This window comes from Achromobacter sp. PD1 (assembly GCF_048541815.1).
Classification (GTDB): domain Bacteria; phylum Pseudomonadota; class Gammaproteobacteria; order Burkholderiales; family Burkholderiaceae_B; genus Achromobacter; species Achromobacter bronchisepticus_A.
Genome location: NZ_CP183349.1, coordinates 5,242,973 through 5,263,836 on the forward strand (window position 1 = coordinate 5,242,973; position 20,864 = coordinate 5,263,836).

Consider the following 20,864-nt stretch of genomic DNA (forward strand, 5'->3'; position numbering starts at 1 on the left):
CGCCCTAGCGCTTCAGTGCATTCGACAGCCGCAGCACCGCGGCTTCGATCTCGTAGGCCGTCAGCGAGGCATAGCCCAGCAGCCAGCCCTGCTGCTTGTGATCGCCCGCATAGAGCCGGCTCAGTCCGGGCAGCCGCAGGCCTGCGGCCTCGGCCTGGCGGATGGTCTGTTCCTCGGACCATCCGCGCTCGAGCAGGCATGGGATCTGCAACCCTCCGGGAGGCCTGTAGGCCTGCACGACTCCGCCGAGCTGCTTGCCCAGCGACTCCAGCAACACCTGCCGCCGTCCCGCGTACAGTTTTCGCATGGCCCGCACGTGCGAGTTGTAATGGCCGTCGTCCATGAAGCGCGCCAGCGTCAGCTGCAGGATTTGCGGCGTATGCCCGTCCATGATGCTGCGCGCTCGGGCAAAGGCATCGACCAGGCCGGGCGGCAGCGCCATGTATCCCATCCTGAGGCCCGGATACAGCGTCTTGCTGAACGTGCCCAGGTAGAGGGTGCGCTGGTGCATGTCCAGCCCCTGCACACAGGCTGTAGGCAGGCCGTCGTAGTGGAATTCGCTGTCGTAGTCGTCCTCGATGATCCACTTGCCGTGTTCCGCCGCCCAGCCGATCAGATCCAGCCTGCGCTCAAGCGACAACGTCACGCCGGTGGGGTATTGGTGCGACGGCGTCACGTACACGCAGTTGGCGCCGCTGCGGTCCGCGCGCAGCAGGTCCATGCGTATGCCCTGCGCGTCGACGTCAATGGGCACGATGCGCGTTTCCGCGGATTCGAAGGCCTTGCGGGCGCCGAAGTAGCCGGGGTTTTCCATCAGGATGGGCTTGCCGGCGTCCGCCAGCAATTGCGCGCACAGGAACAGGGCCTGGCGGGTGCTGCTCAACACCAGCACCTGCTCGGGCAAGACCTTGGCCCCGCGCTCCAGGTTCAGGTAGGCGGCGATGGCGCGGCGCAAGGGCTCGGCGCCCTGCGGGTCGCCATGCAGCAGCACATGGCTGCGGTAGTCCTTCAGGACCTGGCGCTGCAGCCGTTCCCAGACGTCGGTGGGGAAGGTACGGGTTTCCGGCAGCCCCGTGGCGAACGCCTTGATGACCTGCTGGTCCGCGACCCCGCCGCTGTCCAGGATCATGCGCCCGCGCCGGCTCAGCCCCGCCCCAGGCGGTAGCGCGCCCAGCTTGCCATCCAACTTCGCACGCCTGCGCGCGGCGCCGCGCAGTTCGGTGCTCACGGTCTGCGACACGTAGCTGCCCGAGCCCTCGCGCCGCACGATGTAACCGTCGCGATGCAACTGCACATAGGCGTTCTCCACCGTATCGCGCGCCACCCCCAGCGATTTGGCCAATCCGCGGGTCGCGGGCAGCCTGAGGCCGGGCTCCAGCGCGCCGTCCAGGATCAGGGCGCGCAGCGCCCGCTGGATCCTCTGATGCAGCTCCAGGCGCTGGAGCTCCGCATCGTTCATGCGCATCTTCAGTGTATCCAGCTCGAAGGTCTTAGGCATGCGGTCTGCTCACAAGAAGAAAACTGGCCTGTCCGGGCCGGCCATTCTATCCGTAGACTCACCCCTTCGCCACGACAACCGCGGGCGCAACCATGCAGGAGCCCGCGCCAGGCGCGGCAGGATCGGGAAACATGGCAAGGTCATACAACTTCAGCGCAGGTCCGGCGGCGCTGCCGCTGGAAGTGCTGCAGGAAGCGCACGAAGAGTTCTTCGATTTCGCGGGCACCGGCATGTCGGTGATGGAAATCAGCCACCGCTCGCGCGTGTTCATCGATATCGCGCGCCAGGCGGAATTGGACCTGCGGGCCATCCTGCAAATCCCCGACCGCTACAAGGTGCTGTTCCTGCACGGCGGCGCTTCGCTGCAGTTCTCGCAGGTGCCGATGAACCTGCTGCGCGGCAAGGCGTCGGCGGACTATCTGCACACTGGACTCTGGTCCGGCAAGGCCATCGAGGCGGCGCGGCGCTACGGCAAGGTCCGCGTCGCGGCCAGCAGCGAGGCATCGGACTTCGACCGCATCCCCGCGCCCGGCGAATGGCGGCTTGACGCCGACGCGGCCTATCTGCACTACACGGAGAACGAGACGGTGCATGGCGTGCAGTTCCAGGCCGCGCCGGACGCATCCGTCCCGCTGGTGTGCGATGCCTGCTCCAGCCTGCTGTCCAAGCCGATTGACGTGTCCCGGCATGGTCTCATCTACGCCGCCGCGCAGAAAAACATGGGGCCGGCGGGCGTCACGGTCGTGGTGGTGGACGAAGCCTTGCTGGACGGCGCGCTGCCCATTACGCCCGATGTGCTGAACTATGCGCACGCCGCGCGGGCGGACTCGATGCTCAACACGCCCGCCACCTTCTCCTGGTATCTGACCGGGCTGACGCTGCGTTGGATCCGCCGGACCGGCGGCATGGAACGCATCCATCAGGCCAACCAGGCCAAGGCCGGGCTGCTGTACCGCGCCATCGACGCCAGCGGCGGCTTCTACCTCAACAAGGTCCGGCCGGAATTCCGGTCCATCAACAACGTGCCGTTCTTCCTGGCCGATTCCACCCTGGAGCCCCTGTTTCTGCGCCAGGCCGAGAGCGCCGGGCTGATGGGGTTGAAGGGACACTCCCACACCGGCGGCGTCCGAGCCAGTCTCTACAACGCGGTCGACCTGCCGGCGGTGGCCGCGCTGGCCGATTTCATGACGGACTTCCAGCGCACGCGAGGCTGAAGCCGGCGCGGCAGTCCTAAAAAAGACACGGGAAGACTGGCATGGATTTCAGGCAGCTCAGGCAGTTCGTGGTTCTGGCCACGGAATTGAACTATCGCAAGGCGGCCGCCCGGCTGCACATGACCCAGCCTCCGCTCAGCGTCGCCATCAAGCGGCTCGAAACCGAGATCGGCGCGGACCTCTTCGAGCGGGACCGCCTGGGCGTGCGCCTCACCGTCGCTGGCGGCGCCTTTCTGCGCGAAGCGAAGCGCCTGCTGGAAGGCGCCGACGCCGCACTGCAGGCCGCACGCGATGCGGCCGAAGGACGCATGGGTACGCTGCGGGTATGCGCGGTGCCCAGCGCCGCGTTGAACCTGCTGCCGCGCATCCTGCCCGAATTCGCACAGCGCTTTCCGCACATACGCCTGCGACTGACCAGCGGCAGCACCGTCGGCATCCTGGCGGGATTGCAGCGCGGCGAGCTGGACGCGGCATTCCTGGTGCCGCCCGCGTCCGGGGTGCCGGGCATCGCAATCACGGCCTTGCGGCGGGAGAGGCTGACGCTGGCCGTGCCTGCCGGCCATCGGATGGCGGGCATGAATAGCGCCAGGCTCTCGGACCTGGCGGACGAAACGCTGGTGACCCTGGCGCACTCCGACAGCCCGGGATTCGCGGGAGAGATCGTCGCGGCCTGCCAGCGTGCGGGATTCCATCCCCGAGTCCTGCAGGAATCGCCCCACGCCCTCATCAGCCTGCCGCTCATCGCCGCGGGCCTGGGCGTCGCCATCGTCCCGGCGGCGCTGCGCCGGATCGCCATCGACAACGTGGCTTATGTGGACCTCATGGACGTGGCCGGCGCGCCCTTGACCTACGCCATGGCGCTGGCGGCGCCCGCCGAGTCCATGAATCCGGCGGTCCGCTGGTTCATCGACGTGGCCCACGAGGTGCTGGGCGCGCAATCAGCCTGAGGCCCCCCCGGGGCTTACTGCGCCGGTCGCGAAAGAATGCCCGCCCACTTTTTCTGTTCGGCCACGACCCGCTGCTCGAACGCCGCCTGCGATCCATCCACGGGTTCGCTGCCGCGCGCGTAGATCTTGTCCTGCACAGACGGGCTTTTTGCCACCGCGGCGATGGCCGTGTTCAGGCGCGCAACCACATCGGCCGGCGTGCCTTTGGGAACGGCAATGCCCGACAGCGACCCGCCTTCCACGTCCTTGCCCAGCACCTCCTTGACCGTAGGAATGTCAGGCAGGTTGGCCAGGCGTCGCGACGACGTCACCGCGTAGGGCCGAATCTGCTTGGCCTCGACGAATCCCACCGCGGTGACGGCGGAAACGGCCGTCAGATCCGTGTTGCGGCTCATCACCGCCGTCATGGACTCCGATCCGCTCTTGTAAGGCACATGCAGCATCCTCACTCCGGTCGCCTGTTGCAGCAGCTCCAGGACTTGATAGTTGTCGGAACCTTCACCCGCCGTCGAAAACGCGATCTTGTCGGCCTGGGTCGACGCGGCCTTGATGATTTCCGGCAGCGACGCATACGGGCTGTCCGCGCCCACGGCCAGCACCGTGGGCGTATTGGCCAGCATGGCGACGTAGGTGAAGTCCTGGTTCGGATCGTAGGGCAGCTTCTTGTAGATCAGCGGATTGACCGCGACCATGCCGTTGGTGATCACCAGCAGCGTGTAGCCGTCGGCGGGCGACTTCGCCACCGCGCCCGCGGCGATGGAACCGCCCGCGCCGCCGCGGTTCTCCACCACCACCGGCTGGCCCAGTTCGCGCGTCAGCCCCTCGGCGAAGACCCGCGCCGTGGTGTCGGTCACGCCGCCCGCGCCGAACGGCACGATCAGGCGTATGGGCTGGTCGGGATATGGCCCCGCCCATGCCGCAGCCGGAAGCATTACACCCAACACAGCCGCCATGCAGCGGCGCAATCCCTTGTTCATCGCGTTATCTCCATTTTTTTGAGGATTTCAAGAAGCCGTCGTTCCAGGTCCGGGGCCAGCGGCGCCAGCGGCGCGCGCAGATGGCCGCTGTCCAGGCCGCGCAAGCGCAGGCCTGCGGCCACCGTCCGCGGCAGACCGTGGTCCATGAGAAAGTTCAAGAGATCGATCTGGCGGCCGAACCATTCGTCCGCGCCGCGCGCGTCGCCGGCCATGGCGCAGCGATACAGGTTCAGGGCGAATGACGCGCTGACGTTGGCCGACGCCGTGCACCAGCCCGCCGCCCCCTCCGCGAACCCGGTCCGCGCCATGCAATTCAGGCCGATGTACACCGCTGTCCGGTCCGGGCAGGCCGCGCGCAGCCGCGCGATCTTGGTCGGATCCGGACTGCTTTCCTTGATCATGGTGACGTTGGGCAGCTCGGCCAGCCGGGCCAGGAACTCCACGGGCAGGTCCATGCCCGTGGTGAACGGATTGTTGTAGACCATCACCGGTGTGGAGACCGATACGCAGACCTCGCGGTAGTAGGCGTGGATTTCGTCCTGGGTCAGCTTCCAGTAGGTGCTGGGCAATAGCTGCAAGGCTGCGGCGCCCGCGCGTTCGGCGTAGCGCGCGTGGCGCACCGTGCTGACGGTACTCAGGCTGGACACGCCCGCGAGCACGGGCAGCCGCCCGCGCGCCGCCTGGATAACGGTGTCGATGACGGCCTCGCGCTCGCCGTCGTCCAGGTAAGGCAGGCAGCCGACGCTGCCCAGCGGCGCCAGCGCATGCACGCCCTCGCCGATCAGGCGCTCTACGTGCGCTTCCAAGAGCGCGTGGTCCACCCGCCCGCGTTCATCGCAAGGCGTCAGCAGGTAGCCGATGATTCCCTTCAAGTGCATCGCTCGTTCTCCATGTCGGCTTGCAGTCTAGGGAGGCCGCCCCGGCCGGTCCAATACCTATTTCCAGGGCGCCTGATAGCTCCCGCCCGCGCTGCCGCGCGGGCGAATCTTGTATCCAGTAATTCCCGCGCAAGGCCGATAGACTTTCCCGGCCACTCACCAAGGAGCAAGCCATGAGCAGCAATGACGTTCTCGACCACGCGCAGACCCACCACATGCCGGAGTACCGCAGGCCGGAGGACATGGAATGGGAAATGGGCCGGTTCAAGAACAAGACGAAGTTCCTCTTCCACACGCGGGCAGAACGCCCCACCGAACCCAACGCGGGATTTCTGCGCTATGAACCGGGCGCGGGCTTCCGTCTGCACAAGCATGACTTCGCCCAGGTCTGGTACGTGATCGAAGGGGAATTCAACATGGGCGGAAAGATGTACGGCCCCGGCACCGTGGTGTTCCATCCGGACCCGCACATCGAGGAGGCCCTCAGCACCGAGACGGGCGGCACCTTGTTCTTCGTCCAGTATCAGGGTCCCACGACCGGCGGCCGGCCGGTGTACGAAGGCCGCATGAACATCAAGGGCGAGCCGCCCGCGATCACCGCGCAGGATCTGGAGCACTGATACGCGGTTCCCCGGGCGGCAGCCAGGACTGGCAGCCGCCCACGGCAGGACTGTCAAGACCGGCCCGCCCACCAAGAAATAGAACATTCCAAGGAGACAACCCTCATGCACGCACGATTTCTGCGCGCCAGCCTCGCGTCGTTGACGTTTTCGCTTGCCGCTCAGGCTCAGGCCCAGGCCCAGGCAGTAGTCGACTGGCCCGAGCGCCCCATCACGCTGGTCGTGCCGTTCGGCGCCGGCGGCATCACCGACCTCACCGCCCGCACCGTGGCCAAACAGCTGCAGGCCGAGCTCGGCAAGCCGGTAGTCGTGGAGAACAAGCCCGGCGCCGGCGGCAACATCGCCGCCGACATCGTGGCCCGGGCCAAGCCCGACGGCTACACGTTGATGGTGATCACCAACGGCATGGTCGCGGTCAATCCGCTCATCCACAAGCAGCTGAACTACGACGCGCTCAAGGATTTTGCCTACGTCTCCATGATCGCCAATACACCGCTGGCCCTGGTCGTGCCCCAAAGCTCGCCGATCCAGGACCTGCCGGCGCTGGTGGCGCGGGCCCGCAGCCGGCCGGATGCCGTCTCCTTCGCCAGCGCCGGACAAGGCACCTCGATACACCAGGTATTCGCCCTGATGCAGCAGCAGACCGGCACCACGCTCATGCACGTGCCCTACAAGAGCGGCGCGGAAGCCGCCACCGCCCTGCTTTCGGGGGTGGTGCACGTGACGGCGGTCGAGACCGTGGTGGTCGGGCCGTTCATCCAGTCCGGAAGGATGCGCGCGCTGGGCGTGACCTCGGCACAACGGGTGTCGAACCTGGCTGACGTGCCCGCGGCCCGCGAAGCCCTGGGCGGCGATTTCGATGTAGGCTCGATATCCGGACTGGTAGCCCCCGCCGCCACGCCGCAGAGCATCCTCGACAAACTGGAACAGGCGATGCAGGCGGTGGCGCAAAGCGAGGGCATGGCGCAGCTCCATGCGCAAGGCAGCCAGCCCATGCCTGCGGGATCGCAGGTCTTTCTGGAGCGCATGCGCCAGGAACAGCAGAAGTGGCGGCTGGTATTCTCCGCGGAGCCCGGGAAGTAGCCCGCGGAGAATAGCCGCAGCCGTCAAGAACAGGGGAGTCGGGCCATGGATCGCATATATCCCGCCGCGGAAGAACTGGTGCAGCATCTGGTGGAGTCGATCTCCGCGAAGATCTTCAATGGCGCCTACGCGCCTGGGCAGAAGCTGCGGCAGGAGACCCTGGCCGAAGAATACGACGTCAGCCGCACGCCGGTGCGCGAAGCGTTCCGGCAGCTGGAGACCAAGGGCCTGATCGTGCAGCAGCCGCGCTACGGCGCCACGGTGGTGGCGCCGACCCTCAAGGACATAGGCGCGAATTACTGGCTGCGTGGCGAACTGGAGGGCATGGCGGCCGAGCTGGCGGCGCGCTGGATATCCGACGCCGATCTGCAAAGACTGCAGGCCGCGCACGCCGAATGCGCCGAGGCGGTCGCCGCGCTGTATGCCGAGGTCAACGCCGGCGGCGCGGCCGCGCCGCGCCAGGCCGCCGCGCCCATGCGGCATTGGGTGGTCAAGAACCAGGAGTTCCATGCCCTGATCTTCCGCGCCGCCGGCAATCCGTCGCTGGAGCGCATCATCAAGGACCTGCACACGGACTACACCAAGAACATCCTCAACATGACCGTGCTGGGCATGTACGAGACCCGCATGAAGAAGAACGTCGAACATCATGCCACCATCGTCGAGGCGCTGACGGCGCGCGACAGCGCAGCGTCGCGCGCAGCCATGCGCACGCATATCCATGAGTCCGGCGAGTTCGTGGTGGACTGGCTGCAAAAGCGTCCCGCAGGCCGCAAGCCGCCACGGTAGCTGCGCCCTCGATTCGGCCGAAAGCCACGTGCTACCATGCCGGCGGAAGGGCGCAACGCAGACGCCAGGGACACGGATCAGCCTGGCCACCCGCAAGCCGTGGAGCGCCTGCCGACCCGCACAGGAAGCGACACGGATTCGAGCATGAGCGAGACCAGGAACACGTCTAGATCCTCGATCGAGATTTCGGAAGAAATTCTGCGGCGGATCAGGAACGGGCAATACCTGCCCGGCGATGCCTTGAGCCAGTACGAGCTGGCGACCGAGTTCGAAACCAGCCGCACCCCCATCCGCGAAGCCTTGCGGTTTCTCGAAGCGCGGCGCGCCATCACGCTGACCAGTACCGGCCGCGCCGTGGTCACCGTGCCCTCCATCCGCGCCATCCGCGAAGCCTTCCAGATCCGCGCCGAACTCGAAGGGCTGGCCGCGCAACTGGCGGTGGACTGGATCGACGACCATGACCTGGAGCTGCTGGCGCAGCACCAAAAGCACTACGCCGATGCCCTGCGTTCGCGCGTGCGCAGCGAAAGCGGTTCCGACTGGCTGAAGTTCAACGCCAAATTCCACAGCCTGATCACCCAGGCCAGCCACAACGAACGTCTGCACGAGCTGGTCGCCGAGTTGCAGGGCAGCATCGTTTCCAACGTGCTGGGGTTCGCCTCGAAGATGCCGCCCCGCCTGATGGAAGAGAACATCAAGCAGCACGAGGACATCATCGCGGCGCTGACCCTGCGCAATGGCCCCGCCGCTCGCGAAGCGATGGCCACGCACATATCCCGGACGACCGAACTCGTCATCGAATGGATGGAGTCGCGGCGCTAGCCAGCTTTGCGCCGCTCGCGCCTTGCGGCTTCCCATAGGGACGCATCAACACGCCGCACGCCGCCGCGACCAATCCCAGTCCCGCCAGATACAGCACAATGAACCGCGGCGATCCTCCGCCCAGGGACAGCAGGTACGTCGCCACCAACGGCGCGGTGCCGCCGCCTATCGCCCCGCCTATCTGCACGGCCAGCGAGATGCCGGTATAGCGGACGTCCGGCGGGAACATGCTGGAAAAGAGGCTGGATTCCTGCGCATACATCGCGGCGTATACCAAGCCGAACGCCACCAGCATCGCGATGTTCGTGTGATAGGCCGTCTTCTCATCCAGCAGCGAGAAGAACGTCGCGCTGAACAGCGAGATTCCCAGCGCGCCGGCGATGAATATCGCCCGCTTGCTGATCATGTCGCCCAGCAGCCCGAACAGCGGGATGGTGAACAAGGCCCCGACCGCTCCCCAAATGACACCCGTCAAGATGGTTTCACGCGGCAGCCCCAGCGTACCCACGGCATAGGTCAATGAGAACGTCGCCAGCGTATAGAACCAGGTCTTTTCGGAGATGCAGGCCACCAGCGCGGTCAACACGGGAACCTTGTGCTCTCGGAGCACCGTCTTCAAGGGCAGCGCGTCCTGTTTCGGCTGGGCCTGCGCCTGCTTGAATTCCGGCGATTCGCTGACCTTGGCCCGGATGTACCAACCGACCAGCAGCAGGAACACGCTTGCAAGGAATGGCAGCCGCCAGCCCCAGCTCAACATGTCCGCCTCCGGCAACCTGGAGACCGCGCCCATCGCCAGCGACGAGAGGATCAGGCCGGGCGCGACCCCGACCTGCGGCAGGCTGCCGAACAGGCCCTTCTTGCCTTCGGGCGCATGCTCCACCGCCATCAGCACGGCTCCGCCCCACTCGCCGCCCACCGCCAGGCCTTGCAGGAAACGGAAGAAGACCAGGGCCACCGCGCCCCAGTAGCCGATCGTCTCATAGCTGGGCGTAAGTCCGATCAGGATGGTGGGCACGCCCATCAGCATCAGGCTGATCATCAGCATCGACTTGCGGCCGACGCGGTCGCCGAAATGCCCGAAGACGATGCCGCCCAGCGGGCGCGCAATGAAACCGACCGCATAGGTGCCAAAGGCCGCCAGCGTTCCGCTGATGGGATCGATCGCGGGAAAGTAGATCTTGTTGAAAATCAGCGCAGCCGCAATGCCGTAAAGAAAGAAGTCATACCACTCGATGGTGGTCCCGATCATGCTGGACAGTCCCGCGTTCACGTAATGCTTCTTCGAGCGCGAGGACGGCTGTTGTGAGATGGCGTTCATCCCGGTCTCCCTTGTTTTCTTTTTTTGCGCCCGACTACACGGCGGTGGTCTCTTCCGCCAGGCTCTTGCGCTCGCTGACGTTGAAGCGGCCGTCGTAGATCGCGCCCTGGCGGGTGTGCGGGCCGACGTACTGCACGTACAGGATCGTGCCGGCCTCGATGGTTTCCAGCTTGCTTTCGAAATGGGGATCCGGATGGAAGATCATCGAACCCTTGCCGTGGAGCTTGCCTTCGATGAGGAACTTGCCGTTCAGGATGTACCAGATCTGCGCGAAGTAATGGTTGTGCAGCGGGTGTCCCGATCCCTTTTCGTAGCGCACGATGCCGGCGTTCGGAATGGTCGGATCCTCCGCCGTCGGATGGAACATCATCTTCGCGAACTGGCCTTCGTAGCGCAGGTTGGTCCACTCGAGGTCGTCCTCGTGCCGGGCGCGCATGCCCTGATGGTCCTCGGTCAGCGGACCGCCGCGGCCGCCCTCGTTGATGATCTTCTTGCCTGTGATGGTGTCGATGCTGCTCATGTGCTGTCCGTCCTGAAGAAAGAAAAGTGACAAACACAAATGGGATCCCATTTGTATAAAACGGGATCCTATTGATCGCATGCCAAAGCGGCTACTGGGTTTAACCCTTAGATTCAGCGGGAGAGATGGCGAGCGGAAGAAACGCCGAGAGCCGCGGGCCGCGGCGGGTTGGAACGGGGCGCGGCGCGGCCCTTGCGCCTATGCAAGGCTACGGTTGCGAAGCGCCCTGGCCGCCGGCAGGCACCAGGGCATGGGACGGACTCAGAGCTGGTCCAGCCATTGCTCCATCGCCTGGCGCGCGACGTGTTCAAGCTGGGGACCATAACGCCGCGCGTCCTCGCGGATGACCGCGGGATCGATCTGGCGCAGGCTCAGTTCGCAGGCATGGCCGATCAGCCAACGCTCGATCTGCGCGGAATCCGCCTCCAGGTGGAACTGCAGGCCCAGTATCCTGGGTCCCAGCGCGAACGCCTGGTTCGGAAAACCCGGCGTTTCGGCCAGGCGCGCCGCGCCTTCGGGGATGGCGAACTGGTCCCCATGCCAGTGCAGCACAGGCACGGACTCGACCGCGCTCAGCACGGAATCCTGCCCTTGCGGCGTAAGCGTCAACGGCGCATAGCCGATCTCGGCGCGGCCGGTGGACACCACGTCCGCGCCCAGCGCCGCCGCCATGAGTTGCGCGCCCAGACAGATGCCCAGGGTCGGTTTGTCCTGGCGCAGACGCTGCGCGATGGCGCGCAGCTCCTGCTCCAGGAAGGGATAGCGGCCGGTTTCATAGACGCCGATGGGGCCGCCCAGGATCACGACGAGGTCAGCGTTGGCCAGGGTGGCGGCGTCAATGGCGTCGACGCCGGCCTCCAGGTATCGCACGCTGTAGCCGCGATCAGCCAGGACCGGCGCCAATATGCCCAGGTCTTCAAAGGGAACGTGGCGGATCGCCAAAGCGCTGAGGCTCATTCCAGGGACTCCTATTGCGGGCTCGGATGGCGGTCCAGCCCGCCCAGCAAGCCTTCGGGGGTTGAGACGAACAGGTTTTCCGACGCCAGCAGCCGTATGCCTTGCGGCGTGCTTTCCAGCAGGCGCCGTTCGCCTTCGGCAACCTGCAAGCTGAGCTGATAGCCGTCCTTGGCCGGCAGGCGCGCCGCGATGTCGCGGCTGTCGTCCAGCGCGGACGCCGCAGTGGACTCGAAATGGCCGATCAGGCGGCCGTCACGCTTGATGATGAGTCGGTACACCGGCATGCGCGCTACTCCTGGGAGCCGGACGCGCGCGATTCCGCGCCGTTGTCGGTCGGCCAGTAGTAGGAATCGGGCGTGTTGCGCGCGCCGAAGATGGCTTGACCGACGCGGACCACCGTGGCCCCTTCCTCGATGGCAATCTCGTAATCGCCCGACATGCCCATGGACAAATCATCCAGGCCGATGCCCGCCGGCGCGTCCTGGCGCAATTGGTCGCGCAGCGTGCGCAACAGCACGAAGCACTCGCGCACGCGCGCGGCTTCGGCCGAGAACAGGGCCAGGGTCATCAGGCCGCGCACCCGCAGCCCCGAGAATGCAGGCAGTTCGCGCAGGAAGGCCGCGGTCTCGTCCGGCTGCAACCCGTACTTGCTGGCTTCGCCCGAGGTGTTGACCTGCACGAACACGTCCAGCTGACGGCCTTCCGCTTGCAGCCGGCGGTCCAGCGCTTCGGCGACCCGCAGGCTGTCGAGCGCCTGGAACTCGGCCGCATAGCGGGCCACGAGCTTGGCCTTGTTGGTTTGCAGGTGGCCGATGACAGACCAACGCAGATCGGTCAGGTCGGCCATGGCTTCCCATTTCCTCGACACTTCCTGCAGCTTGTTCTCGCCCAGATAGCGGCAGCCGGCCTCGTAGGCCAGCCGGATGCGCGCTTCCTCCACCGTCTTGCTCACGGGCAGCAGCCGCACCGTGGCCGGATCGCGCCCGGCGCGGCGCGCGGCATCGGCGATGCGTCCGTTGACCGTGGCCAGATTGCGGCGAAAGTCCTCGACCGACTGCGCCTGCGGCCAGCGGCCATGCTGGTCATGCTGTGTCTGGGTGTCCTTGTCTTGCCCAGGGTCTTGCTCGCTCATGCCTGAACCTCGCGGAGGAACAACGGCAGGCGTTTTCCATTACGCTTATGCCGTCTTAAGTTTTGTCATAGGTCAATATTATCACGCCGGCGCGAAGCGGGCTGATGCTACGCGTTGGCGGCCAGCCACTCGCGCGGTGAAACCCCCATCCGCTGCCGGAACGCCTTGGACAGGGAAGAGGCGCTGGCAAACCCCAGTTCCGCCGCCACCAGCTTGACCGCGCGGCCAGACCGCATCATGGACGCCGCAAGGCTCAGGCGCCAGTCGGTCAGGTAGGCCGCAGGCGTGGCGCCGGTAGCGTCCTTGAAGGCTGCCGCAAAGGCGCTGCGCGACATGCCCGCCATCGCCGCCATCCTGGCCAGGGACCAGTCTTCATACGGCGAGCGGTGCAACGCCACCAGCGCCCTGGCCAGACGGGGATCCGACAGGCCCATCACCAGGCCGCTGGTCACGCCCACCTCCTCCGGATGGTCGAGTATCCACCGGAGCAGCTGGATCAGGACCACCTCGAACAGGCGGTCGGCCAACAGGCGCGAGCCGCAGCGCACGTGATCCGCCTCGGCGAACAGCAGGTCCAGCGCGGGCCGCAAGCCTTCGACCGCGTCCAGCGGGATCCGCACCACGGACGGCAAGGACTGGACGATGGGATTTCGTTCGCCGCCGTCGAAATCCAACGCCGCGCAGGTGAAATCGGAACCGTCCCGCGGCGGGTTCACGAACTCGTGATGCACGGCGCGCGGGTAGAACAGCAGGGTCGGCTCGGCCAGCCGCAGGCGTGGCGTGGCGGTCTCGCCCGGCCGATGCCGTACCTCCATCTCGCCCCGGCGCAGCACGTGCAGAAAGCCGCGCCCCGGCACGGCTTCGAAGGCCTGGGTGCCGCATAGCGCACCGGTGTGGAACAGCGTGGCACGCACCCGGAAACGGTCCAGCAGCGCCGACAGCCGGTCAACCTGGAGAGGAAGAGGATCGCTCATATCTTGGACGAAATGACAATTTTTCAGGATTAAAAAACACCTTTCGTCCAGGCATTCTACGTACGATTTCTCCAGCCCGTCCGAAACCGGCGGCCTTTTTTTCATTTCCAGGAGTTACCGACATGTCCCGAGTCCCTCTTATCGATGCCAGCAGCGCCAGCGCGGACCGCAAGGCGCTGCTCACGCAGATCCACGGCGCCTTTGGCGCAACGCCGAACATGTTCAAGGCCGTGGCCAATTCGCCGGCGGCGCTGCAGAGCATGTGGGGCGCCTTCGGCGCGCTGGGCGGCGGCGTCATTCCCGCCAAGCTGGGCGAACAGATCGCGGTGGCGGTAGCCGACCGCAACGCTTGCGAATACTGCCTTGCGGCCCATACGGCCCTGGGCCGCAAGGCCGGCGCCAGCGCCGAAGAAATGGCGGCCGCGCAAGGCGGCGACGCCGCCGATCCCAAGACCGCCGCGGCGCTGCGCTTTGCGCTCAAGCTGGTGGAAGCGCGCGGGCAAGTAAGCGACGGCGACGTGCAGGCCGTGCGCGCGGCAGGCTACAGCGACCAGGAGATCGTCGAGATTCTGGCGCACGTCGCGCTCAACCTGTTCACCAACTACGTCAACGTGGCGTTTGCCGTGCCGGTGGATTTCCCGGCCGTGAAACTGCGCCGCGCCGCGTAGCAGGGCAACCGCGGCCGGCGGCGCGTGATTGCTCCGCCGGCCGCCTCACTGGAGTCTTCTGATGCCACGATCCGACACCCACACCGACGCACTGCCCCCGCCCTTGCAAGCGGACGAATGGCTGAATGCGGATGGTCCCATCGACCTCGCCGCCCTGCGCGGCAAGGTCGTGCTGCTGCATGCGTTCCAGATGCTATGCCCCGGGTGCCTGTCGCATGGGCTGCCCCAAGCCGAACGCGTGCACCGGATGTTCCGCGGCCAGGATGTCGCGGTCATCGGCCTACATACCGTGTTCGAACACCACGACGTCATGGGTCCGGCCGCGCTGCGGGCCTTCAATCACGAGTACCGCTGGAGCTTTCCCATCGGCATCGACCGGCCAGCGGCGACGGGCTCCATCCCAATGACCATGCAAGCCTACGGCTTGCGCGGCACGCCCAGCCTGGTCCTGTTGGACCGCCAGGGACGCGTGCGCTTGCAGCACTTTGGCAGCATCGACGACCTGGCCCTGGGCGCGGCCATCGGCAGGCTGCTGGCGGAGAACGATGCTCCTGCGGAACATGCGGCCGCATCAGATGATCCCGCCCGCGACGAGTGCAACGCGGAAAGCTGCCCCGCGCCGCGTCCGCAATAGGCACCGCGGGCCCCGCCCGTGCGGCTATGGCTGGACCTGGGTGCGCAGCGCGCGCACCAAACAGGCCGCCTGCTCCTCGGTACCCACGGAAATGCGCAGGTATTGCTCCACGCGCGGCCGCGGAAAATGGCGCACCAGTATTTTCGCGTCCCGCAGGCCGGCCGCGAGCGACCGCGCGTCGAAACGCGGATGGCGGACGAACAGAAAGTTCGCCTGTGACGGCAAGACCTCGAAGCCCATCAGCCGCAAATGCGCGCAGAGCAACGTACGGGTGCCGATGATGGCCTGCCGCGTCTCCTCGAAATAGGCCCGGTCCTGAAACGCCGCTGCGGCGCCCGCCTGGGCCAGCCGCCCGAGCGGATAGGAATTGAAGCTGTTCTTCACCCGCTCCAGCGCGGCGATCAACGGCGCCTGTCCCATGGCGAACCCCACGCGCAGGCCGGCCAGCGCCCTGGACTTCGACAGCGTCTGAACCACCAGCAGATTAGGATATTGCTCCACCAACGCAATGGCGGATTGCCCGCCGAAGTCCACATAGGCCTCGTCGACCAGCACCAACCGGCGAGGCTGGATCTCCAGCAACCGCTGCACGCGATCCAGCGGCAGGCACTCTCCCGTGGGCGCGTTCGGGTTGGCGATCACAATGCCGGCTATGCCGGCATCCGCAGCGCCCAGCGCCGCGAATCCGTCCAGGTCCAGCCTCAAGCGCTCGTCCACCGCGATCTGCGCACAGCGTATGCCGAACAGGCGGCAATACACCTCATAAAAGCCGTAGGTCACGTCCGCCATCAGCAAGGGCTGGACACCGTGCTGGAAGAACGCGCAGAACGCCAGCGCCAGCACTTCGTCGGAACCGTTGCCGGCGAAGACTTGCTCCAGCGGCACTCCGTGGTACTGCGCGATGGCCGCGCGCAAATGCGCGGCCTGCGGGTCCGGATAGCGCTCCAGGCCATCGGCAGCCGCCGCGGCGATGGCCGCTATCGCGGCCGGTGACGGCGGATAGGGATTCTCGTTGGTGTTGAGCTTGATCCATCCGTTTCCCGGAGCCTGCTCTCCAGGCACATAGGGCGACAAGGTTTCAACGCGCGGGCTGTGTAGGGAAACCATGTTGTTGCGGCAGCGGCCTCTCGGTAAGCGATCGACGGGATTCTTACTGTGTATTTTGTCCTATGCCATACTACACTATGATTCAGGACAATATCCGCCATCACGCACAGCCGCGAGTTTCATGTCGACCTCTCTTTCCCTGTTTGTCCACCGCATCGCGCCCAAGCGCTGGCTGACGCGTTGCGCCGGCCGGCTGGCCTCATGCCGCCAGCCATGGGTAGCCCAGCCGCTGATACGCGGCTACGCCAAGTGGTACGGCATCGATCTGAACGAAGCGCTGCACGCCGACCCGAAGGCCTATGCCAGCTTCAATGCCTTCTTCGCGCGCGCCCTGCGCCCGGGCGCGCGCAAGCTGGCCGATGCGGACTGGACCAGCCCCGCGGACGGCACCGTCAGCCAGTTCTGCCGCATCAGCCTGGGACAGCTGATCCAGGCCAAGCAGCGCCGATACAGCGCGGCTGCGCTGCTGGCCGATGCGGACCTGGCGTGCGCGTTGGGAGGCGGCTGGTTCACCACGATCTACCTGAGTCCGCGCGACTATCACCGGGTGCACATGCCCTGCGAGGGACGCCTGCTGGGCATGCGCCATGTGCCAGGGACGCTGTACTCCGTCCGGCCGGAGATCGTGCAGGGCATGGATGGCCTGCTGGCGCGCAATGAGCGGCTGGTTTGCTGGTTCGAGCATCCCCTCCATGGCGTCTACGCCATGGTGCTGGTGGGGGCCGCCATCGTCGGCAGCATCGCCACGGCCTGGCATGGCCAAGTGGCGCCGCATGGCCGGCGCATCCAGCAATGGGACTACGGCAGCCTGGCTCCCTTGCGCTTGCCGCAAGGCGCCGAGATGGGCCATTTCCAGTTGGGGTCGACCGTGGTGGTGCTGATGCCGGGCAGCGCCTGGCGCTTCCATCCCGGCTGGAAGACAGGGCGCGCCGTCAGATTGGGACAAGCCATGGCCGACCGGCGTTGACCCCGGCCGTGGCTAGAGCATGCTTTCCCGGATATCCCGCGCCAGCTTGCGGCACTGGCCGGGTTCGATCGCCGAGATGGTGATGCGCAGGCCCCTGACCGGATCCTGGACCCCGAAGGCATCGCCGTGGCGCACCAGCCAGCCGCGATGGGCCAGAGCCAGCGCAACCGCCTGGTCGTCGGTATCCAGCGGCACCCACAGGTTCAAGCCGTCGCCGTCCGCGGCGCACGGCACGCCTTGCTCCAGCAAGGCGCTTTCCAGGGCCTTGCGCCGCTGCGCGTAATCCTTACGGGCCTGGGTCATCTGCTTGGCCACCTCGGGCCGACCCAGCGTGACCTCGACCATGTCCTGCAGCAGATGGCTGACCCAGCTGGTGCCGGAAGCCAGCCGCAGGCGCAACTGGCGCGACGTCGCGGCGTCGCTGGCCACCATGGCCAAGCGCACGTCGGGACCCAGCGTCTTGGAGAATGAGCGCACCAGCGCCCACCGCTGCGTTCCCGCAGGCAACACCGAGTGGTATTCCTTGCCCGACAGCAAAGCGTAGTGGTCGTCCACGATGACCATGGCATGCGGATACTTGGCCAGTACCCGCGCCAGCGCCTTCGCCCGTTTTTCGCTCAGGCTGCAGCCCGTGGGGTTATGGGCCCGCGGCGTCAGGATCACGGCCTGCGCGCCCTTGGCCAGAGCCACCTCCAGCGCTGCCGCCTGCATGCCTTCGGCGTCGACCTGCACGCCCAGCGCCTGCAGGCCGGCGATGCGCAGCATGTTGATGCTGCTCAGGAAGCAGGGATTCTCGACCGCCACCTTATCCCCAGCCACCAAGTGCGAGCTGAGCAGCCGTTCAATGGCGTCCACCGCGCCGTGGGTCAGGTTGATCTCGAAAGGCGCCGGGCAGTCTCTCGCGAACCAGGCGCGGGCATAGCTTTCCAGCCCCGCGTTGACTGTGGGTTCGCCATAGAGACGCGGCTGATAGGGCCGGATGGCGAGGGCGGCGCTCAGGTCCGGCAGCCAGGCCGGATTGGGATTGCCGCTGGCCAGGTCGGCCAACGGCGAGTCCGACAGCGCGCCCTCCTGTTCGCCCGGGCCAGACTGGTCGCGAATGATGGTGCCCAGGCGGCCTTGGGTCAGCGCGATGCCCGCCGTCACCAACCGCTTGTAGGCCGCGGCAACCGTATTACGGTTGATATCCAGTTCGACCGCCAGATCGCGCACCGGCGGCAATGCCTGGCCCGGCGGCAGCTGGCCCGATTGAGCCAGCCCGCGCACGCAATCGAAGATCTCAGCGGCGGTCTTTCCTTGTATTTTCATAGCGTCCTAAGACAATTCCGTTCCTGGCACGGACAGCGGCCGGGCCGCGTCAAGTCAATGGGGCCGACTCCTGGCCGGGCCAACTCCTGGCCGGGCCGACTCCTGGCCGGGCCAACTCCCCGCGTAAGTTTGACATGGATTCCCGGTCCGCATAAAGCGTGCCTACCGCACGCAATCCACGTAATAGCGCAGGTTTCCGTCCGCGTCGCGCAGCTCCACGAAGCCATGGATGTCCGTGCCGAACCCCGGACACTCCCGGTTCAGCTCGCGCGAGAACTTCAGGTAATCGACGATGGTCCGGTTGAATGCCTCGCCCGGGACCAGCAAAGGTATGCCCGGGGGATAGGGTGTGATCAGACTGGTGGTGATGCGGCCTTCCAGATGGTCGATCTCCACCCTCTCGGTGCGCCGCTGGGCGATGCAGGCATAGGCATCGCAGGGCTTCATCGCGGGAGTGACGTCGGTCAGGTACATGTCCGTGGTCAGCCGGGCGATGTCATGCCTGGCATAGGTCGCATGAACATGCTGGCACAGATCGCGCAAGCCCATGTTCTCGTAGCGGGGATACTTGCGGCAGAACTCCGGCAGGATCCGCCACATGGGCTGGTTGCGCCCGTAGTCGTCCTTGAATTGCTGCAACGCCGTCAGGAGCGAACTCCAGCGGCCCTTGGTGATCCCTATCGTGAACATGATGAAGAAGCTGTACAGCCCGGTCTTCTCCACGATCACGCCATGCTCGGCCAGGAACTTGGTGACGATGGAGGCCGGAATGCCGCTGTCCGCGAAGTTGCCATCCAGGTCCAGCCCGGGCGTCACGATGGTGGACTTGATCGGATCCAGCATGTTGAAACCGTCCGCCAGCGCGCCGAATCCGTGCCAGGACGAATCGCCATCGCCGCCGCGGATGATCCAGTCCTCGGGCGAGCCTATGCCCTCCGGCGCCAGCGTCTCCGGCCCCCAGACCTTGAACCACCAGTCGCCGTCGGCGAAATGCGTGCCGACCTCCTGCATCGCACGCCGGAAGTCCAAGGCCTCGGCGATGCTCTCCTCCACCAGCACCGTTCCGCCGGGCGGCTCCATCATGGCCGCCGCCACGTCGCAGCTGGCAATGATGGCGTACTGGGGACTGGTGCTGGTATGCATCAGATAGGCTTCGTTGAAAAGATGCCGGTCCAACTGCCGCGTCAGGGAGTCCTGCGCCAGCACGTGGCTGGCCTGGCTGATCCCGGCCAGCAGCTTGTGCGTGGATTGCGTGGAGAAAACCAGTGATTCCCTGGGCCGCGCGCGCTGCTTGCCCATGCAGTGGTAGGCGCCATAGAACGGATGGAACACCGCATGCGGCATCCAGGCTTCATCAAAGTGCAAGGCGTCCACGTAGCCATCCAGCGCCGCCTTGATCTCCTCGGTCTGGTAGATGATGCCGTCGTAGGTCGACTGCGTCAGCGCCATCACCCGCGGGCGGACCTCATCGGCGTCCAGGTGCTTGAGCAGCGGATGGGCGCGGATCTTCTCGCGGATCGCCTGGACGTCGAACTCGCTGCGCGGAATCGGACCGATGATGCCGAAATGGTTGCGGGTGGGACGCAGGAAGACGGGAATCGCCCCCGTCATGACGATGCTGTGCAGGATGGACTTGTGGCAGTTGCGGTCCACCAGCACCACGTCGCCCGGCGCCACCATGTGGTGCCACACGATCTTGTTGCTTGTGCTGGTCCCGTTCGTCACGAAATAGCAGTGGTCCGCATTGAAGATGCGCGCGGCATTGCGCTCGCTCGCGCCGATGGCGCCATTGTGGTCCAGCAGCTGCCCCAGCTCCTCCACCGCATTGCAGACGTCCGCGCGCAACATGTTCTCGCCGAAGAACTGATGGAACATCTGGCCCACCGGACTTTTCAGGAACGCCACGCCGCCCGAATGGCCCGGGCAGTGCCAGGAATAGGAACCGTCCTCGGCGTAGTCCAGCAACGCCTTCAGGAACGGCGGCTTGACGCCTTCCAGATAGGCCCGGGCCTCGCGGATCAAATGCCGCGCCACGAATTCCGGCGTGTCCTCGTACATATGGATCACGCCCTGCAGTTCGCGCAGGATGTCGTTCGGAATGTGCCGCGCGGTCTTGGTTTCGCCGTACACGTAGATCGGCACGTCGGCATTACGCCGCCGCACTTCGCTGATGAACTCCCGCAACGCCAGCAGCGCAGGCGCAACCCCCTCTCCATGGGCGAGTTCCTCGTCGTCGATGGACAGGATAAAGGCGCTGGCGCGGCTCTGCTGCTGCGCGAACAGGCTGAGATCGCCGTAACTGGTCGTTCCCAGCACATCGAAGCCCTCGGCCTTGATGGCCTCGGCCAATACCCGGATGCTCAGGCCGGACGTGTTTTCCGAGCGGAAGTCCTCGTCGATGATGACGATGGGAAACTGGAACTGCATTGCTTTCCTCTGTCTATGGGTTGC

Annotated in this window: 21 protein-coding genes; 9 read left to right on the plus strand and 12 right to left on the minus strand. The window is 66.0% G+C overall.

Features of this window, described 5'->3' with window-relative positions:
- Window positions 1-4: 4 nt before the first annotated feature.
- A complete protein-coding gene (locus ACM1PE_RS24605; protein WP_118931545.1) occupies window positions 5-1,498 on the minus strand; it encodes a PLP-dependent aminotransferase family protein in 1,494 nt (497 codons plus the stop codon).
- A 131-nt stretch (window positions 1,499-1,629) separates the two neighbouring features.
- Here ACM1PE_RS24605 and serC point away from each other — a divergent pair, with 131 nt between their 5' ends.
- Both serC and ACM1PE_RS24615 read left to right on the plus strand, forming a co-directional pair.
- Window positions 1,630-2,712: a 3-phosphoserine/phosphohydroxythreonine transaminase gene (gene serC, locus ACM1PE_RS24610; protein ID WP_419341251.1), complete on the plus strand. Its 1,083-nt coding sequence runs from the start codon at window positions 1,630-1,632 to the stop codon at window positions 2,710-2,712.
- Window positions 2,713-2,753: 41 nt separating this feature from the next.
- The gene (locus ACM1PE_RS24615) at window positions 2,754-3,659 is read left to right on the plus strand and encodes a LysR substrate-binding domain-containing protein (protein ID WP_419341252.1); all 906 of its coding nucleotides are present in this window, start codon (window positions 2,754-2,756) and stop codon (window positions 3,657-3,659) included.
- Between the two features lie 14 nt (window positions 3,660-3,673).
- Here ACM1PE_RS24615 and ACM1PE_RS24620 read toward each other — a convergent pair whose 3' ends face one another.
- Entirely contained in the window at window positions 3,674-4,636 is a 963-nt protein-coding gene (locus ACM1PE_RS24620; protein WP_251878990.1) for a Bug family tripartite tricarboxylate transporter substrate binding protein, read from the minus strand.
- The gene (locus tag ACM1PE_RS24625) at window positions 4,633-5,514 is read right to left on the minus strand and encodes a dihydrodipicolinate synthase family protein (protein ID WP_419341254.1); all 882 of its coding nucleotides are present in this window, start codon (window positions 5,512-5,514) and stop codon (window positions 4,633-4,635) included. Before ACM1PE_RS24625 ends, ACM1PE_RS24620 begins: the two co-directional genes overlap by 4 nt.
- Window positions 5,515-5,687: 173 nt before the next feature.
- Between ACM1PE_RS24625 and ACM1PE_RS24630 the strand changes: the two genes are divergently transcribed.
- The 4 genes from ACM1PE_RS24630 to ACM1PE_RS24645 all read left to right on the plus strand — a co-directional run bounded on the left by ACM1PE_RS24630 (window position 5,688) and on the right by ACM1PE_RS24645 (window position 8,828).
- A complete protein-coding gene (locus tag ACM1PE_RS24630; RefSeq protein WP_059373850.1) occupies window positions 5,688-6,134 on the plus strand; it encodes a cupin domain-containing protein in 447 nt (148 codons plus the stop codon).
- 105 nt (window positions 6,135-6,239) lie between these two features.
- Window positions 6,240-7,217: a tripartite tricarboxylate transporter substrate binding protein gene (locus tag ACM1PE_RS24635; protein ID WP_419341255.1), complete on the plus strand. Its 978-nt coding sequence runs from the start codon at window positions 6,240-6,242 to the stop codon at window positions 7,215-7,217.
- Window positions 7,218-7,262: 45 nt separating this feature from the next.
- A complete protein-coding gene (locus ACM1PE_RS24640; protein WP_419341256.1) occupies window positions 7,263-8,006 on the plus strand; it encodes a GntR family transcriptional regulator in 744 nt (247 codons plus the stop codon).
- Between the two features lie 144 nt (window positions 8,007-8,150).
- Window positions 8,151-8,828: a GntR family transcriptional regulator gene (locus ACM1PE_RS24645; RefSeq protein WP_059373853.1), complete on the plus strand. Its 678-nt coding sequence runs from the start codon at window positions 8,151-8,153 to the stop codon at window positions 8,826-8,828.
- Here the strand turns inward: ACM1PE_RS24645 and ACM1PE_RS24650 are convergent.
- The 6 genes from ACM1PE_RS24650 to ACM1PE_RS24675 form a co-directional block, all read right to left on the minus strand.
- Window positions 8,800-10,146 carry an MFS transporter gene (locus tag ACM1PE_RS24650; protein ID WP_419341258.1) on the minus strand — a complete coding sequence of 449 codons (1,347 nt, stop codon included), beginning with the start codon at window positions 10,144-10,146 and terminating at the stop codon, window positions 8,800-8,802. The genes ACM1PE_RS24645 and ACM1PE_RS24650 overlap by 29 nt on opposite strands.
- A gap of 34 nt (window positions 10,147-10,180) precedes the next feature.
- Complete coding sequence (locus ACM1PE_RS24655; RefSeq protein ID WP_419341260.1) at window positions 10,181-10,666, minus strand: cupin domain-containing protein; 486 nt, start codon at window positions 10,664-10,666, stop codon at window positions 10,181-10,183.
- Between the two features lie 261 nt (window positions 10,667-10,927).
- Window positions 10,928-11,623, minus strand: coding sequence for a glutamine amidotransferase (locus tag ACM1PE_RS24660; RefSeq protein WP_419341262.1), 696 nt, complete (start codon window positions 11,621-11,623; stop codon window positions 10,928-10,930).
- A gap of 11 nt (window positions 11,624-11,634) precedes the next feature.
- Window positions 11,635-11,907 (minus strand): hypothetical protein, encoded by a 273-nt coding sequence (locus ACM1PE_RS24665; RefSeq protein ID WP_054452121.1) that lies wholly within the window; start codon window positions 11,905-11,907, stop codon window positions 11,635-11,637.
- Window positions 11,908-11,912: 5 nt separating this feature from the next.
- Window positions 11,913-12,755: a YggS family pyridoxal phosphate-dependent enzyme gene (locus ACM1PE_RS24670; RefSeq protein WP_280015628.1), complete on the minus strand. Its 843-nt coding sequence runs from the start codon at window positions 12,753-12,755 to the stop codon at window positions 11,913-11,915.
- A 107-nt stretch (window positions 12,756-12,862) separates the two neighbouring features.
- The gene (locus ACM1PE_RS24675) at window positions 12,863-13,729 is read right to left on the minus strand and encodes an AraC family transcriptional regulator (protein WP_059373857.1); all 867 of its coding nucleotides are present in this window, start codon (window positions 13,727-13,729) and stop codon (window positions 12,863-12,865) included.
- 122 nt (window positions 13,730-13,851) lie between these two features.
- On the opposite strand from ACM1PE_RS24675, the gene ACM1PE_RS24680 reads away from it, so the two are divergent.
- Both ACM1PE_RS24680 and ACM1PE_RS24685 read left to right on the plus strand, forming a co-directional pair.
- Entirely contained in the window at window positions 13,852-14,397 is a 546-nt protein-coding gene (locus ACM1PE_RS24680; RefSeq protein ID WP_059373858.1) for a carboxymuconolactone decarboxylase family protein, read from the plus strand.
- Between the two features lie 61 nt (window positions 14,398-14,458).
- A complete protein-coding gene (locus ACM1PE_RS24685; RefSeq protein WP_419341265.1) occupies window positions 14,459-15,031 on the plus strand; it encodes a redoxin domain-containing protein in 573 nt (190 codons plus the stop codon).
- Between the two features lie 24 nt (window positions 15,032-15,055).
- Here the strand turns inward: ACM1PE_RS24685 and hisC are convergent, their stop codons facing one another.
- Window positions 15,056-16,138 carry a histidinol-phosphate transaminase gene (gene hisC, locus ACM1PE_RS24690; protein WP_059373860.1) on the minus strand — a complete coding sequence of 361 codons (1,083 nt, stop codon included), beginning with the start codon at window positions 16,136-16,138 and terminating at the stop codon, window positions 15,056-15,058.
- A 121-nt stretch (window positions 16,139-16,259) separates the two neighbouring features.
- Between hisC and asd the strand changes: the two genes are divergently transcribed.
- The gene (asd, locus tag ACM1PE_RS24695; protein ID WP_419341267.1) at window positions 16,260-17,105 is read left to right on the plus strand and encodes an archaetidylserine decarboxylase; all 846 of its coding nucleotides are present in this window, start codon (window positions 16,260-16,262) and stop codon (window positions 17,103-17,105) included.
- A gap of 12 nt (window positions 17,106-17,117) precedes the next feature.
- Here the strand turns inward: asd and ptsJ are convergent, their stop codons facing one another.
- Together ptsJ and ACM1PE_RS24705 are read right to left on the minus strand one after the other, a co-directional pair.
- Entirely contained in the window at window positions 17,118-18,413 is a 1,296-nt protein-coding gene (gene ptsJ / locus ACM1PE_RS24700; protein WP_419341269.1) for a transcriptional regulator PtsJ, read from the minus strand.
- A gap of 162 nt (window positions 18,414-18,575) precedes the next feature.
- Entirely contained in the window at window positions 18,576-20,840 is a 2,265-nt protein-coding gene (locus ACM1PE_RS24705) for an Orn/Lys/Arg decarboxylase N-terminal domain-containing protein (protein WP_306635309.1), read from the minus strand.
- Window positions 20,841-20,864: the final 24 nt, after the last annotated feature.